Raw genomic sequence first — 15,253 nt, 5'->3', positions numbered from 1 at the left:
CGCGTTCATTATTCAAAGATGCTATCGAAACACGCAAAAGAAAGAAACTTGTGCCTGTGCTTGCGACCGGTCCACCTCGCCACTCTTGAAAATCGTATTCTGAATCAATAGATCGAGTCGACTATTCAAGGTCGATTTGAATCGCCTGCCCAGGCTGGACGACAGCCTGAACTTTTGACTTTTCTGCGTTGCTGTACTTTTCAGGTAACTGTTCCTTTGCGGGGGATTCAATGGGATCCCTGTCATCGTCCACGGCAACCGGTGTTCCATCAGGCATGAGTCGTTGACTCACTGTCACGACATAGTTTCCTGCAGGAAGTCCAGTTCCCCCACGACCGTAGTTCACCGTGAAATTGCCAGATTCGTCTGACCTCGCAGTCCCCCCGATCCCCGATGTTCCGGCGGCCGGCATGAAATAGAGATCCGCATGGGCAAGAGGCTCACCTGAAAGCTTCACTGTGCCCCCTGCATCAACGAGTTCCGGTCCAGTATCGGGACTTCCACCGCACCCGACTAACAGGAACAGGCAACTTGATACCAGTAATTCTCGAGATGGAAAATTTCCAAGCATGTTTATCGCTTTGCTGTCTTTGAAAATGAACTAGAACTGATCTTGAGACTTAAAATTGCTCTCTCAAACGTTAAGAAAAGCGGCTATCCCAGAGGTTTTCGGACTGGTTCTAATGAGTGAAGATGAATCGCAAATAGAATTGAAAGCTCTGCTCTCTGCAAAACCGGAACAACTGCGGTGTCCAGTCGAGGGAGCCCCAAAGACCTGAATCACTGCGATGAATCGCAGTGATTCAGGTTCGACGCTTAGAGACTTGACCTACAATCTCGGATCAAGAGCTTCTCGGGCAAGTCTGCATTAAAACTCGCCGACGGTGTTGCCGTCAGCCATGTTTCCGAGATTTCTCAGAGTAGCAAGATCAATGTTTTCTGAGATGAATCGAACAGAACCGTCTGCCAAAGTGAACTGGGCTCCTCCGGTATGCAGACTCCCGACTTGTCCCCAACTATTGAGATTTCCAACTGTTGGAATCGTAGAGCCAGTGGGAACATCCCAGACGTTAATTCCGACATCGACATCACCTCCAGTTTGGACCCACCCTCGATACCCCCACGGATTGGCTTCGCCGTTTGCGACCTCTCGTGTGGACTCGCAAATCATGATGGTGTTGGAAGTTCCATCTCTCACATCACGGAACTTGGACCTGCTGTTCTCTCCAAACATTTTTCTTGTCGACTTGCCTTGCTTCGACCAATAGTTACAAGTCAGCGTCGCTTCGGCACTGAAGTCGTAGTTCGTCAGGGCTCCCCCCGAAGAACCGGTCACACCGTAAGCGGTTCCCGTAACGTGTGTCTTTGCATCGTCTGAAGGGCAAAGAAAAACATCCAGCGATCTCGACATGTGGATAGCATTATCAGCTGGGTCCACAGCAAGAGCCCCTGCCGTATTTCCTGCATATCCACAACAGTACCCGGTCGCTTGTGCGCTATGTGCTGCCGACTGATCGATCAGATTGTAGAGCGGAGCTTGATCCAGATGCGGGAGCAGCAATGCCAGACCATTCTTGTTCTGAATCATGTCGGTACCTGGATAGGACCCTGAAACATTGCACCACCCCAGTCCAATCGCGCTGGGTGGGAATTGGTTTGAGACGTCGTGGTAGTTGTGAAGAGCCAAACCAATCTGCTTCAACTTGTTCTTGCATGTCGAACGTCGAGCAGCCTCTCGCGCCTGTTGCACCGCCGGAAGCAATAATGCAACCAGAATTGCAATGATCGCAATCACGACCAATAACTCGATTAGTGTGAAACCGTTTCGTCGCCGTGTCATCGTGTTTCTTCCCTCTAAAGTTAGACCCGTACATTCAAAGCGAATACCGAGAAGGTCATTCAGGTTAGAAATTTCGAACTGCTGGCAAACGATGGGTTAAATAATCAATCCAGCTTTTCGAACTCTTCGTGCCTGTAAACTCGAGCTGCTTTCCTTCGAAAGGAATCGTAATTCCTACTCACGGGAAACACAACCACGGAAACTTATATCTACATGCGTCTATGCAGGAAATTCCAGCCCTTGTCTTTTCGCAAAAGAGCTGTGCAAAGCAGTCACCAGAATGGACTCGTCACGCGGGTTGGGCGGCAGAGAGCATGCTTGCTCTATCATGTTGCCCATGAAAAAACGTTTCGTTTATAAATCTGCTGTTCGCCACAAGGCAGAACGCGAACAGCAATTCGAACAATGTAGAACACCTTCTTGCTTCTTGTGTCTGTAAAGAGTGCAATTCGTGCAGTGAATAAAGTGATTCCGAGCCCCCCGGTTGCGCACAGCTAAATCCAGTTCCCGCTGCCGCAAATCCAAGGAGACTCGTTCGTTCACCAGCCTGCAAAACAAAAGAGAATATTTTGTGAAGGCCTACTTCAGTAGCCACTCGCTGGCCGCAGATTGTTGTTGCGCGGCCTCACCAGTGAACGTTACCACATCAGCGGTTCGAGAAGTGGCTTGATACGCGGAGGTGATCGCGGCAGGCGTTTCGGATTCGCCGGCCAGCCACAGCGGACGTGGAGCCTGTAGTGCAATCAGACCGGGCAGATCGAGATACTTCGCTCCACCGGGCAAAAACATTGGATGTCGATAGTCAAGGATTTCTCCAAAGCGAAATCCTTGAGTGTCGATCGCTGTGCGATCAATCGCATCGCCTGCAAGTCCGCTAGCTGCGGCAACGACAGGACCAGTGCCGTTCCATCCCGCAATCGCAACGTTTTTCAGGTCTGAACTCGGACAGGGACCAGAATCCGCGTGCCGCAGGAAACTGACGATACTCAACACATCATGGGCTCGCTTTGCAAACAAGGCGTGATTGTAGCCAAACGTGTAGCCTGCGAATTCTCGAGGATTCGCAACGACACGAGTCTGCTTCAGCGTTTCGTCATTTTCGTTGAACAGGTCGGCGCCCAAGACAGCAGTGCCTGACTGAATTAGCTTCATTGCTGAGAGGTTCACGCTGCCGTCCTCATCGCAAACTGCCGCCTGTCCAGAATCATCAAGCCAAATGACAACACGGCCATTCCATTGCTTCGGGCACAGCCAAACGACGTTCACTTCCTCGCCGTATGTTTTGTTCAGCAACGTGCCAGTATGTTTCACATAGCCGCCCTGTTCCTGCTCCTGTTTGAGCGCCCATTGCACATCGCCTGCATTTGCGTAAGTGCGACCGATAAGGACTTCAGCGGCTGGGAGAATCACATCCCGTAAACCTTCAGGTGAGGCTGCCGCGGCCCGGATTTGTTTATCGGCGTCTTCAGTGAACCATGCCAGCAAGTTGCGTTCAAAATCGGGATCAGCCGCTTTCGGTGCAGGATGCTTTTCGTCCCAGACTGTGAGTTGCTCAGGTGGAAGTGGATCGAAATCAGTCTCGATCACGGGGGCTTGAGAACCGAGTTTGAAATGCTTGTTCAGGAATGTGTAGAAAGCGGAACGAGTGACCGCGTTGTAGTTGTGCGGGAAGTGCTCACCACGTTTCAGCAGGACGTTGTTCTTCTTGCCGTATGTCGCATAGAGTTGCTGCAATTCAGGAAAGCCCTTGGTCGCCATCTCCTTGGTCCAGTCGTTCGCGGTGTTCATGCCTTGCGGCTTCGGTGCAGCCAACGCGGCGAACTCGACATTGCCCGTATTCACACGCAACAGACTCGCGTTCTCACAAGTGCATCCCCCCTGCATCGCGGTACTGACCATGACAACAGGAAAAGAGAGTTTGATGCGGTCATCGATCGCTGCCAGAAGCATTGTTTGAGTCCCACCGCCGCTGGCACCGGTGACGGCGACACGCTGCGGATCGACCTCCGGAAGGCTCAGCAGAAAGTCTAACCCGCGAATGGCGTTGAGAGTTTGCAGCCCCAGAACATTCTGACAGTGCGACTCGGCCTGTGGACTAAACAGTCCCCAGTCTTTTGTTGTGTTCATCTCAGCCCGCTGTTTTGCGAAACCGTGGACAAGCTCACGCGAGAGCTGAATGGAATCCGAATCACCGAGCATGTCCCACTGCCAAACCACACAGCCCATCTTGGCCAGTTGGCGACACTGCGACTGGTAGGTGCTCCGACCGGCCCGTTCAAACCGTTCTGCACCGTCGGCGATTTGGTTGCGCAACGTCTTTTCAGGTGTCAGATGCAAACGTGCATCCTTGCGGTGACCGTGAGCGAGCATAACTCCCGGTACCTTGCCTTGAGGATTTGTCGGACGGTACAGATTGCCCGTGACAAAGAAACCGGGTGCGCTCTCGAAATAGACTTTTTCGACCGTGTACCCATCGCCCTCGATCTTGCCATGAAGCACCGGATTGAGAGGTGTCTTGGTCGGCATCGGCCAGAGACCAGCCGCGACCAGAATCTGTCGGCGCACGTACTCCTTGCGCTGTTCCCACTGGTCAATCGATGACGGAGGATTGAAGGGGAAATAGCCGTTCAAATCTTTGAGCGGCTGATGGCGGACATCTTCAGCAAAAGTCGTCACAGCGACGCACAGCAGAACGGCGAGAGCGATGAAGCGTTTCATGTTTTGATATTCCTGTTCAATGATGCAGTTTCCCGAAACCGTTGCCACTCGTCCGATTTTATAGACGGACTTCAACCTTTAGATCTTCCACGGCTCGCGATAGGGACGCTGCAACATTTGATTCGCTTCGTCGTCATTAAGGAAGACTTCTTGATCGGGGTCCCATTTCAGTTTTCTTTTCAGCCGCATTGCAATATTACCGAGGTGACAAATACTGGCAGTGCGATGCCCAGCCTCGACCGGTTCGATCGGATCTTTACGGGTCTTCACAGACTGAAGGAAATTCTGGTAGTGATTCCTGCTGACTGGAAGATGGATCTCATCAGGACCGATGACGGAGTTCTTGATCGCATCCGAAGAGGCTTCGACCTCTTTCATATTGTTGACACTAAATTGAACCCAGCCTTCTGTTCCTTCAATGCGGGCTCCGAAACCTGGTTTCTGCGTACGGCAGACAAACTCAGTCCCGTCGGCATAGCGAGCCCGGAAGTGAGACTTCATCGCGGTCGTGTAGAGATGTCCCTCTGGCGGCCAGACGATTCCTTCCTGATCTTCAAACTCGACTGGTCCGGTGTCATCCTTGCCCAGAGCCCATTGAACAATATCAGTCGAGTGCGCGCCGGTGTTCGTCACTTGGCCACCTGAGTAGTCAAGATGAAATCGGAACCGGTAGAAGCAGCGGTCAATGTGGTACGGCGCCTCTGGAGCTGGTCCCAGCCACATGTCGTAGTCGAACCCATCTGGGACGGGCATTTCCTTCCAGCCCGGTCCCGGCCCGGCACCACTCCCATTGATAATGGAAACTGCTCGCTTGACCTCACCAATCCGACCATTTCGAACTAACTCACACATGCGGCGAACGACTGCATTCGAGCGGTATTGGCTGCCCGTTTGCAGAATGCGATTATGTTTACGGACCGCTTTAATCATCTGCTGTCCATCGTGAATGGTCAGCGACATCGGCTTCTGGCAGTAGACATCCTTCCCCGCTTCGCACGCTTTGATAGTCGCTAACGCGTGCCAGTGATCGGGCAGCACAATCATGACCGCGTCCACGTCATCACGAGCGAGGACATCGCGGAAGTCGCTATAGGCATCGCAGCCGTTGTATGTTCCAGAACGCGTCTTTCCAGCGTAGTAATCATTAACTCTCTTCTGCGCCGGTTCACGTCCCAGGAAATGCTCCGGGCGAGCATAGCCGTGACTCCCTTTATTTACGTCGCAGACTGCCACAACCTGCGCATCAGGCTGTCGTAACATGCTTGGCAAATCTGCCCGACTCTGATTCCCACACCCAATCAAAGCGACATTGATTCGGTTGCTCGGAGCATTCGCGCCGAATACAGAACTCGGCACAATTGTCGGTGCGGCAATCGCTGCTCCAGCGGTCGCCACGAATTGCCTTCGCGTGAGCCGGTTGTCCCTGATCTGTTTACTCTTCTCGTTTAAGCGATTCGACATCACATGGGACTCCATTTCAGAGATCGGTCAGAATATCTTCGTAATTCTTGCGCCCGTGGAGAGTAGTTTTCATATGAAAACCGACTCGTCCCCCAGGCAGACGCGTACATGATTTTCTATAAGCTCTTGTGTGCGGCAATCGTAAGCTGACTTGGTCACGCATTCAATGGACGTGCGCATATGATCGGGTAGGGCAGGGCGGGGCGGGGGGCGATAGCGACGACGAGAATTTACTCTTCCGGGGCTTTCCCCGAATTGCGTTTACGGGCTTCGCTGAGCATCGACATGGCGTCTACTGCGAGTAAGAAACGTTGCTGCCACAGACTGACCACAGCTGTTGAGTATTTTGCAAGATACTCCTCATGAGTGCGGTACCGTTCGTTGAGGGGGACGCGAGAATCACCGACCTGACGAGTTGCTGAAAAAGGAAGATAGCCACCATGCAGGTCTGCCAGAGAACCTGCTGCTCCATAGGCTTCATCTCGCAGATTCCATCCCATGTAAGTTGCTGTGGGAACTGCAACATCGGGTAATCGAATTCCGGCAAGCTCATTACCGTCCTCATCGACTGCGGGGACCAATGTCTGATAAGGCTTACCCACAATCGGTGGAACGATGTCAGCAATCCCTTCGGTCTGCCATCGCGGCCCCAGATTCAATCTGAGTGGTTGATAGCAGACAGCCGGAGTCTCCACACCCGGGATCGTTGGAAACTGACTTTGAAATTCCTGAACGCTAACCAGCGTCCCATCATCAATTCTCGGATATTCGCTGGCCGGAGGTTCTGCCTCGCGTGCAACCCAATCATCCATCGATTTCAGCAAAGCCCGGAGTACCGGGCCGCGATGCTTTAGCGGGTTCCGCATATAGCGACAGATTGTGCGATCCGTCGAGGTGGCTCCAAGGTGCTGAGCACCGGCGATCAAATAGATGCGTGCATTCTCTTCCAGATCGAGGTCACGTACACCCTCCACATCGGTGTGCAGCAACGATCCGGCCCGAGACCAGTACTCTGTGGAGGTTTGAACAAAGAAGATTTTCGGCAATTCTCCCTGACTTCTCAGTCTTGCCAGTGTGTCGCCTTTCGCATTGGTCAGTCTGTCTGCCTGTAATGTGGGAGTAAAAGGAAAGAAATCTGCGGGCAATAAATTATTTCGTAACTGAGTGCCGTACACAGTCGCCATCCCAAAGCGAGAGTTAAACAATCCTTTGCCGGCTCCAGCGACATGAATGACAGCCCCATCAAAGACCGTACGACCTTTGACGTCGTTGTTCAGTCCTTCATACATAAAGTGGTGTATCAGGCGACCGGATTGAGAGATGCCAAAGATAATGGCCCGATCACACATCCCGGAGAGTGGATTATCCGTTGCCGCTTCGGCAGTGCGTGGATTGTAGCGAAAGAACGAAATAGCATCACGAAGCCCCGCAAGCCCTAACCCGGAAACTCGCGGGTCTCTCGCGGTGTACACTAACTCGTAAATCCAGCCGGGTTTCAAGCCTTCTTTGACGTACAAACTCGTTGAATGCGGAACGACTTTTCCACCCTCAACCTCGGCAAACGCCCATTCGTCGCGAGGAACAAGACTCGCCTCCGCAGAGCGACTCGCTCGCCGCGTCAACTTTGCGGTTGAATCGTGTAAATCCACAGTTGGATAACCAGCCGATGTTCCCCATGGGCTGAAATAAAACTCCTGACTTTCCTTTGGTTCATCGACGAGAATTTCGACATAGTTCAAACCTGTTATCGAAGTCCCATCCGAGTTCTTCGCGATCGGTAAACCTGCCAGAAGTCGGCCAGTCCCGTCATCGACCACATCACCATTCCAACCTGTCCATAACACCGAATACCCTTCACGCATCAGGAATCCATTGCCTGCGTGCGCCATCGTAGATGGTGAACTCGTTATCTCGGCGTCGTTGAAAGTCCATAGCGCCAGCTTGCTGCCCCGGTTGTGAACATCATAGAGCAGGCAACCATTTCCCTTAGAGGAATCGACCGGCTTGAGCAGGAAAAAGTCGGCCCAAAACTCAACCCGTCCTGCTGGATTTCGAGGAGCCAGATCGATATCACAAACGCGTGAGTTGGCATCGGCAAGCGGGTCGACATCAAAATAGAGGCGACCAGAGACCAGTTCATAGGCTCCCGTTTGACCAAACTGATGCCCCTCTGCAAATGATTTGCGTTCCGCAATTTCGACACGAGTCACTTCAGCCTGAGCCACCGAAACCGAGACCAGAATCGCAGACAAGCTGACGAACAAAAACTGTTTCATAATAACCTGATGAGAAGAGTTCTGGCTGATTGAAAAAGAGTTGAGTCGGCCCAGATATATTGTACAGAGCTGCGACAATAAATCCGCTTGCTGATCGATTCGAGATCGTCAGGTGAGTCGACACCTCTCACATTTTCCGAACCGGCGTTCGAGTTCTGACACGTCGCGAGCAGTCGTACGAAGGCAAAAGAGTGACCGTCACGGGCACAACAAGTCTTGAAAATGCTCGAGACGGTCGGTTTATGTAGAAACAGTCCGAAAACCTCTGGAACAGTCGCTTTCCTCAAAGCTTGAGAGAGCAGTTTCATGTTTCAGGATCAGTTCTAGACAGTTCCGCGATTCACTTTCGATCAATGAGCTTCTTCATCTCGTCGGTGATGGGCATCACTTCAAAGTCTTTGAAGAACATTTCGCAGTCGGTGCCACCATGCATCTGCAATCCCAGCTTTCCAGTTTTCTCACTTGCTTCGTCGATGATATCGGACGTGCAAAATCCGTTGAGCGTCTGGACCAGACGGTCTCCATATGCAGTAGTACAAGTTGTGTTCCATTGGTCGTCCTTGTTGCGGACCTTTTCGATAAACTCGTCGTTTGTGACGACCCAACCGCGACCGGGAATCGTCTTGCCGTTTACAATTCCAGCTGTGTGCCAGAGAGCGGAATCCTTGCCATTGTTAGCGATTTCATTTTGGAATCCACGCAAGACCCACGGTGCTTCTGTCTCCTCGGCGCGGAAATACAAAGCGCTATTTCCCCCGTGCATCCGATATGTCACGCGCGTAATGAAGTTGTCGTAATTCTTGTTGGAGATGACCAACCCATCCTTACCTTGGCTCTTCGAGTGGACACCGTGCAAAACGCCCTCATCGGTAAATGACCACTCTTCCGGAAGCACAAACTTGGCATCAGCAAGTTGGTATTTGCCCTCGTCATTTTTAACGAAGAACGGCTCCCACTGGCTTTCACCCAGATCCTTGACACGGATGTTTCTCCAGGCAACGGAACCGGACTTGCCTGAGTGAATCTGTAGTCCGAAAAAGCCCTTCATTGAGAAGCTGTCGAACATATCGACAACCAGGTTGCCGTTCAGCCAAGTCTTGATAGACGGCCCGACGCACTGAATTTCCACATCATTCCATTCTCCTTCCCGACAACCTGCCTGAGCAGCATCGAGGCGATCCTGTGGAGTATGAGCATCCAGCCAAATGATACCATGCTTGTGTCCGCGACGACCTTCATCGTAAATGCGACCTGTCGCGTCGCCACCGGGACGCATTTCATACTGATAGCCGTAAACTCGCTCACCATCACCCGCTGGACGTGCCGCCGAGCGGAACTGGACGCCAGAATTGCCAGCCTCAATGAATTTGTATTGCAACTTCAGGACAAAGTTTCCGAATTCCTTCTCCGTACATAAAAATGTGTTGCCCGGCGTATTCGGTACACATTTCCCAACGATCGCCCCATTCGAGACTTCGTACTCCGCTGAGCCACCACGCTTGGTCCATCCTGACAGGTCTCGACCGTTGAACAGGGAAGTGAAGCCCTCTTCGACATCCGCGGCCGATGCGGTCAGACCGCAGGACACCAAAAATCCCATGACCATCGCCGCTACAAAACAATTTCTCATCGTTGTCTCTCTTGGAAGTAATATCAGTGGAATAGCTTGAGAACGCAGCCTTTTCGTTTCCTGGCTGCTCATTCCCCAGCAACTGTCCGTATGAAGTGTTTCGTCGCGGGTTATCTCTGATCACCACGCGACAACTGTTTTTCCCTGTGTTAGTTCTGGGAGCCAGTGAAGGAAATCTCGTGGGACATGTCCAGTCCGAACATGCCCAAGCGGAATTATTTCGCCTCCGCCTCGACATTGCCAATTTTCGGTAAGGGGACGATCGTGATGGCGACTCCGATTTGACAGGTCACTATTCAAGCTCATCTGCGGTTCGTTTTGCACACAGCAACGAAGCCGGGCTGGACGGGATCATAAACGACCCGGATCATAAATGACAAAGAGAGAGACTTCAAAAAGCAGAGAGTAAAACCGGAGAAGAGCCGAGTCGAGAACAAGAGTGGGGAACTTCAGAGACAGTTGTGTCTGGCGTCAAAGCATGAGCTTTGCGGGGCAGGAATTGAACAGGAATATCAAACCATACCTATTCATATCTCACTTCGATGAGTGTTGATGAGCGTTTCAAAAACAGAACAACCTGCCGTTTCAACAATGAAACACTAACAGGGCAAACCTGTTCAAAACCTTGAACACTTTGTTGAAGCATTGCTCGGGCATCCTCAGAACTCAACCTGAACCAATCCACACAAACCATTCCTTGCAAGCAGATTACGACAATCCAAGAAATCCCCACGTTGTTTTTTAAAAACATCGTGAGTAAGGAATGTGAAATGCTTTAACAATTCTTTGACAGGGCCACAGTTGCAAACTGTCACTATGACATACGGAGATCTTAATGCAACGATGATAATTTTTGCCCACCTTGGCCAGAGGGCAATTCCCAGAAAATGAGTTTCAAAAACATGTCCCCACCTCCAACTTGGGCTTCTCTACTTGTCGAAAAAGTGTGTCTTTCGGTACAGATCTTTGAAGAAGATTCACCGATTGGCTGTCACTATTATTGCGGTGAAGAATCCCACGAAATCTCTATCTTCGTCTCACCCACCGAAATTGTTGGTGGCCCGAATGATGGCCATCGCATTCAATCGCGATTTGTCGTGGATGTTGTCGAGGTCATGAAGCATTTCGACGTCCTTGACGCCGTCACCTGGCAGCCACAAGTCATCGATGAAACAGACGATCTCGGCCCGCATCTCTCAGTGACCGGTGAATACCTTGGCGAGCAGGTCTGGGTGAGAATTCTTAGCGACACTCCGGAACAATTCTTGCCCGGACGAATCATAGATTTCGAAGAACGAAGATTCGTCAACATTTGGGACGAATAAGATTAGAACTAGAGCCAGTCCGGAAACTTATGAAATGATGACTTTCCTCAGTGTTTGAGAGCACAAGTTCAGGTTTCAGGATCAGTTCTAGGCCGAATGCATCTGGAATAGTCGCTCATCTCAATGTTTAAGATAGCAAATACAAGTTTCAGGCTCAGTTCAAAGCACTTCCTGCTGCGAACAGATAAAACCTAAACGCCAATTCAGGAATGTGTGTTCAGGAGCCTGTCCGCTTGAACACAAAAAACCTCTCAGGAATCAGTTGGATTCCTGAGAGGTTTTTATTTTTCGACCACTGAGCAGTTTGCTCTAACGAATTAGTTCGTTGTTGTGGATTCTGGAGCTTTTGCAGTCGCAGCTGGCTTTGGTGCTGCCTTAGCTGTTGAAGCTTTCGCTGGCTTGGCAGGCATTTCTGCACTCATCTGCTTGATCACATCTTCAGTGATGTCCACAGTTTTGTCGTAAGAGAAAACGACAGTATCGTTGCGAGTCACAACGCTGTCGAATCCGCGTTCTTTAGCAACCTTGGCTGCGATCGGCTGAGCATCTTTGCGGAACTGACTGACAAGCCCCTGGCGGTGCTGGTTCAGGTTCAAGCGTGCTTTTTGTTGTAACTGAGTCAGCTGAACTTGTGCGTTACGTTGCATCCGCACAAATTGTTGGGCTTCTTCGTTAGTGATCTGCTCATCTTCGTTCGCAGTAGACTTCGCTTTGTTCAACTGATTCACAGCTGACTGCTGAGCAGCGACAAGAGTTTTGTTCAACGCTCCCGCTTGTGTTTGGATCGAATCGACCATTTCCTTATCGCGACCGATACGACGTGCCACCTCATCCAAGTCGACGATTGCAACGCCGCCTGATTGTTGATTGGTGAAGTACGACCATGTCAGCCCAATACCAAAGGCAGCAACAAGAGCACATGCCGTCAACATAGAAGAACGGTTCATCCGGGACTCCTTCCACAGAATATCTTGGGGGGGGGGTGTTGGTTGTCGACTCAATCAATTCCATTGTTGAGTCGCAATTGTCAATTTCAATCTAGGTCTTGAACCGAACAATCGATCCACTCAGATTTAGAGAGAACGTCAGGCTACGCGAATTTCCAGAAACGAGTAAAGACCAGTTTCCAGAAATTTCATAGCTTCGAAGCGATCGGGGAAATGACTATCAAAACGCGTTCATTCCCGGCTTGCAATTCTCTCTCTGAGCCCATCATTGTTCAAAAATTGATGCAGGCCAGTTCGCGAGGAGCCCCGTTATCGAATCCGCCTCGCAAATCGGTATTGAGCCATTCTCGGTTTTCTTCGTACGATCCCGCGCCCTCCAACATCGACTGAGAATATTTTCTGCTATGGATTACCGGTTCAAACCCATCAATAAAACCTGCGCTGGAACAGGACAACCCTTAGTTCCGGGGAGTCAATGTTATTCAGTCCTTGTTGAAAAGAATGGAATTTTTGAACGGCTGGACTACAGCGAAGAAGGATGGCAGGGCATGCCAGAAGGAGGAATCGGATGTTGGAGAGCACAGGTTCCAATTCCTGAAGAGAAACGGGCAGAAACAACCGACCCTGAAACGCTCATGAATTATTTCGAGCAAATCGTGGAGAATTCAAACCCTCATCAGGAAAAGATCTGTTACGTTCTCGCACTCTACCTGTTGCAGCGACGACGTCTGAAATTGGACGGAGCTGAAGAACGAGACAATGTTGAATACCTGCAACTATCGGGTTCTCGAGGAGAAGGGCCTTTCGAAGTTCGAGACCAACAGTTGCCCAAGGATGAAATTTCCGAGTTGCAGATTCTTCTCAATCAGCAGCTGACCACGGAATGGAACGCAGCATGACGAACTCATTACGGCACAAATCAAAACCACTCAAGAGAGATCAGCCAGCCCGACAGGCTTCGCTAATTTCCTTGAATTCGTGCTTTTTCATTGGATTAATGCTGCTCAGCTGTGGCTGCCCGTCAAACAAACTGAAATTCACCCATAAGCAAGTTCTGGAATCAGACATCAGCAAAGAGCAACTGGTCGAGCATCTAAACCGGAACATTCTGGGAACCGAAAATTCTCCCGGGATCGCCGGATGGAGAACAAGCGATGCAAAAATTCAGGTGACCGGAATCCCATTCCCGCTGCCTGCTTCAATGGCGGTAGAAGCTCCTCGAAATTTAAGAATCGTTGTTTCGCATCCAATCACCGGTGGACAGGAAGTTGACTTAGGCTCGAACCGAGACCGCTTCTGGCTGTGGACAAAAGAGCAGCCCGAGATGATTGTGTGCAATCACGAAGATGCGTCACTCGCTCTTCAGCACCTGGAAATGCCGATTCAAATCCAGCCGGAATGGCTCGTCGAAGTCTTCGGCGTCATTCCGATTGAAGCTGACGAATACACCCTTGAACGCCCACAGATCGATGAACCGGTACTGGACCTCGTCAGTGTGCGAACATCTCCAACGGGGCATCAAGTCGAGCGAGTCATCCGGGTCAACACTTTTACTGGACGTGTGCAGGAACACTTCCTCCGATCTGGTGCTGGAGACATTATCGCTTCTGCGACGTTAAAAAAATATACCGACATGCCCAACGGCACATCACTTCCAACATCTGTTCGAATCAGTTGGCCTGAAGCAAAAACCGAAATGAAAATTTCGCTCGGGCACCCCTCTGTCAATCCACCCAGCTTCGCAACTGCAAACTCTTTGTGGGAGATGCCAAACATTGACGGAGCAAGAGTGGTCGACATTGGAAAACTCAGCCGACAAGCAGCTGGAGAATATGTCAATCAATCCAGTCTCTCGGATGACCCCGCATCGAACATTCGACAGCTTCGTCACAGCGCCCCTACAGCAAGGTCTTTACCCAGCGGGAAGGCCTCACTTGCTCCAACAGCACCGGTTCAACTTGGGGTTCCTGAACCAATCACAGAAGATGGTTCCGACAGAAACCCTCTTGGCAAGAGACGCCCTCTTCAGCCTCTCCCAGATGATGATGGAATCCCTGAGTGGGCGAAAGATCACTCAGCTAACAAACCGATTATTCAGCCTGAAGCTTGGCAGCGGTCAGAGTATTCTGGAGCAACATGGCGATCGTCATCGGCCCCACGCCCCCAGGAACTGGAGTAATCGAACCGGCAATTCCGACTACGGAATCAAAATCGACATCACCGACGAGCTTTTCATCGACGCGATTGATGCCAACATCGATCACACAGGCTCCCGGCTTCACCATTTCACCTCGAATGAAATTTGGTTTGCCGATGGCAGCTACGAGAATATCCGCCTGTCGAGTGATCTCCGCCAGATTCTTTGTTCGGGAATGTGCGTAAGTCACAGTTGCGTTGGCGACGTCCCCTTTTTGAACGAGCATCATCCCCATCGGCTTGCCAACGATTTCGCTGCGCCCCACAATCACCGCATGAGCGCCTGAAGTTTCCACTCCCGCTTCAGCAATTAATCGCTGACATCCCGCTGGCGTACAAGGCAAATAACGGGGACGCCCCTGCACCATAAGTCCGACATTTTCCGGATGAAAACAATCCACATCTTTGATAGGTGTGACCGAATCCAAAACGGTCGTCTCATCAATCTGCGAGGGCAGGGGAAGCTGACAGAGAATTCCATGGACGGAATCATCGCCATTGAGACCACTGATCAGTTCGAGCAAATCAACCTGTGTTGTTGCCGCATCCAGCCGATGCAGCGTGCTTTTGATCCCCGCTTTTTCACACGCTCTTTGCTTGTTTCGCACATAAACCGCACTCGCAGGGTCCTCGCCAACCAAGATCGCAGCCAAGTGTGGAACAACGCCCGTCGCTTCGCGAAATTGACTGACCTCTTCTCCGAGATCCTTGCGCAACCTCGCAGCGACTCCTTTTCCATCAATGATTTGTGCAGACATTATGAGTTTCCAAATTCTAAGTGCAGTGCGAGTGAAGAGTATCGACCGGGAGAGTCATGATCAACGGTCTTGATTCACAAGGGCAGAGCGTTTTCAGAGTGC

The 15,253-nt window shown here is 51.1% G+C and carries 11 protein-coding genes; 3 read left to right on the top strand and 8 right to left on the bottom strand.

Features of this window, described 5'->3' with window-relative positions; translation table 11 throughout:
• Nucleotides 1-121: 121 nt before the first annotated feature.
• From Mal48_RS07285 to Mal48_RS07260, 6 genes are all read right to left on the bottom strand, one after another.
• The gene (locus Mal48_RS07285) at nucleotides 122-571 is read right to left on the bottom strand and encodes a carboxypeptidase-like regulatory domain-containing protein (protein WP_145197525.1); all 450 of its coding nucleotides are present in this window, start codon (nucleotides 569-571) and stop codon (nucleotides 122-124) included.
• Between the two features lie 297 nt (nucleotides 572-868).
• A complete protein-coding gene (locus Mal48_RS07280) occupies nucleotides 869-1,840 on the bottom strand; it encodes a DUF1559 domain-containing protein (protein ID WP_145197523.1) in 972 nt (323 codons plus the stop codon).
• 579 nt (nucleotides 1,841-2,419) lie between these two features.
• Nucleotides 2,420-4,558 carry an acetylxylan esterase gene (locus tag Mal48_RS07275; RefSeq protein WP_145197521.1) on the bottom strand — a complete coding sequence of 713 codons (2,139 nt, stop codon included), beginning with the start codon at nucleotides 4,556-4,558 and terminating at the stop codon, nucleotides 2,420-2,422.
• A gap of 78 nt (nucleotides 4,559-4,636) precedes the next feature.
• Nucleotides 4,637-6,019, bottom strand: coding sequence for a Gfo/Idh/MocA family protein (locus Mal48_RS07270; RefSeq protein WP_145197520.1), 1,383 nt, complete (start codon nucleotides 6,017-6,019; stop codon nucleotides 4,637-4,639).
• 230 nt (nucleotides 6,020-6,249) lie between these two features.
• Nucleotides 6,250-8,295, bottom strand: a complete 2,046-nt coding sequence (locus Mal48_RS07265) for an alpha/beta hydrolase domain-containing protein (protein ID WP_145197518.1) — start codon at nucleotides 8,293-8,295, stop codon at nucleotides 6,250-6,252.
• A 340-nt stretch (nucleotides 8,296-8,635) separates the two neighbouring features.
• A complete protein-coding gene (locus tag Mal48_RS07260) occupies nucleotides 8,636-9,901 on the bottom strand; it encodes a 3-keto-disaccharide hydrolase (protein WP_391601807.1) in 1,266 nt (421 codons plus the stop codon).
• A gap of 926 nt (nucleotides 9,902-10,827) precedes the next feature.
• On the opposite strand from Mal48_RS07260, the gene Mal48_RS07255 reads away from it, so the two are divergent.
• Nucleotides 10,828-11,250: a hypothetical protein gene (locus Mal48_RS07255; RefSeq protein ID WP_145197514.1), complete on the top strand. Its 423-nt coding sequence runs from the start codon at nucleotides 10,828-10,830 to the stop codon at nucleotides 11,248-11,250.
• Nucleotides 11,251-11,567: 317 nt separating this feature from the next.
• Here Mal48_RS07255 and Mal48_RS07250 read toward each other — a convergent pair whose 3' ends face one another.
• Nucleotides 11,568-12,197: an OmpH family outer membrane protein gene (locus Mal48_RS07250; protein ID WP_145197512.1), complete on the bottom strand. Its 630-nt coding sequence runs from the start codon at nucleotides 12,195-12,197 to the stop codon at nucleotides 11,568-11,570.
• A gap of 404 nt (nucleotides 12,198-12,601) precedes the next feature.
• Between Mal48_RS07250 and Mal48_RS07245 the strand changes: the two genes are divergently transcribed.
• Nucleotides 12,602-13,096 (top strand): hypothetical protein, encoded by a 495-nt coding sequence (locus tag Mal48_RS07245; protein ID WP_145197510.1) that lies wholly within the window; start codon nucleotides 12,602-12,604, stop codon nucleotides 13,094-13,096.
• Nucleotides 13,093-14,376, top strand: a complete 1,284-nt coding sequence (locus tag Mal48_RS07240) for a hypothetical protein (RefSeq protein WP_145197508.1) — start codon at nucleotides 13,093-13,095, stop codon at nucleotides 14,374-14,376. Before Mal48_RS07245 ends, Mal48_RS07240 begins: the two co-directional genes overlap by 4 nt.
• On the opposite strand, the gene folD is transcribed toward Mal48_RS07240, so the two are convergent.
• On the bottom strand, nucleotides 14,288-15,151 hold the full coding sequence (folD, locus tag Mal48_RS07235) for a bifunctional methylenetetrahydrofolate dehydrogenase/methenyltetrahydrofolate cyclohydrolase FolD (RefSeq protein ID WP_145197506.1): 864 nt from the start codon (nucleotides 15,149-15,151) through the stop codon (nucleotides 14,288-14,290). The genes Mal48_RS07240 and folD overlap by 89 nt on opposite strands.
• Nucleotides 15,152-15,253 lie beyond the last annotated feature (102 nt).

Source organism: Thalassoglobus polymorphus (genome assembly GCF_007744255.1).
GTDB classification, from domain to species: Bacteria; Planctomycetota; Planctomycetia; order Planctomycetales; family Planctomycetaceae; genus Thalassoglobus; species Thalassoglobus polymorphus.
This window is presented reverse-complemented; position numbering and strand designations above follow the sequence as displayed.

Coding starts and splice junctions, on each gene's coding strand:
- Mal48_RS07285 (WP_145197525.1), bottom strand. CDS start 571: ATGCTTGGAAATTTTCCATCTCGAGAATTACTGGTATCAAGTTGCCTG.
- Mal48_RS07280 (WP_145197523.1), bottom strand. CDS start 1,840: ATGACACGGCGACGAAACGGTTTCACACTAATCGAGTTATTGGTCGTG.
- Mal48_RS07275 (WP_145197521.1), bottom strand. CDS start 4,558: ATGAAACGCTTCATCGCTCTCGCCGTTCTGCTGTGCGTCGCTGTGACG.
- Mal48_RS07270 (WP_145197520.1), bottom strand. CDS start 6,019: ATGTCGAATCGCTTAAACGAGAAGAGTAAACAGATCAGGGACAACCGG.
- Mal48_RS07265 (WP_145197518.1), bottom strand. CDS start 8,295: ATGAAACAGTTTTTGTTCGTCAGCTTGTCTGCGATTCTGGTCTCGGTT.
- Mal48_RS07260 (WP_391601807.1), bottom strand. CDS start 9,901: ATGGTCATGGGATTTTTGGTGTCCTGCGGTCTGACCGCATCGGCCGCG.
- Mal48_RS07255 (WP_145197514.1), top strand. CDS start 10,828: ATGTCCCCACCTCCAACTTGGGCTTCTCTACTTGTCGAAAAAGTGTGT.
- Mal48_RS07250 (WP_145197512.1), bottom strand. CDS start 12,197: ATGAACCGTTCTTCTATGTTGACGGCATGTGCTCTTGTTGCTGCCTTT.
- Mal48_RS07245 (WP_145197510.1), top strand. CDS start 12,602: ATGGATTACCGGTTCAAACCCATCAATAAAACCTGCGCTGGAACAGGA.
- Mal48_RS07240 (WP_145197508.1), top strand. CDS start 13,093: ATGACGAACTCATTACGGCACAAATCAAAACCACTCAAGAGAGATCAG.
- folD (WP_145197506.1), bottom strand. CDS start 15,151: ATGTCTGCACAAATCATTGATGGAAAAGGAGTCGCTGCGAGGTTGCGC.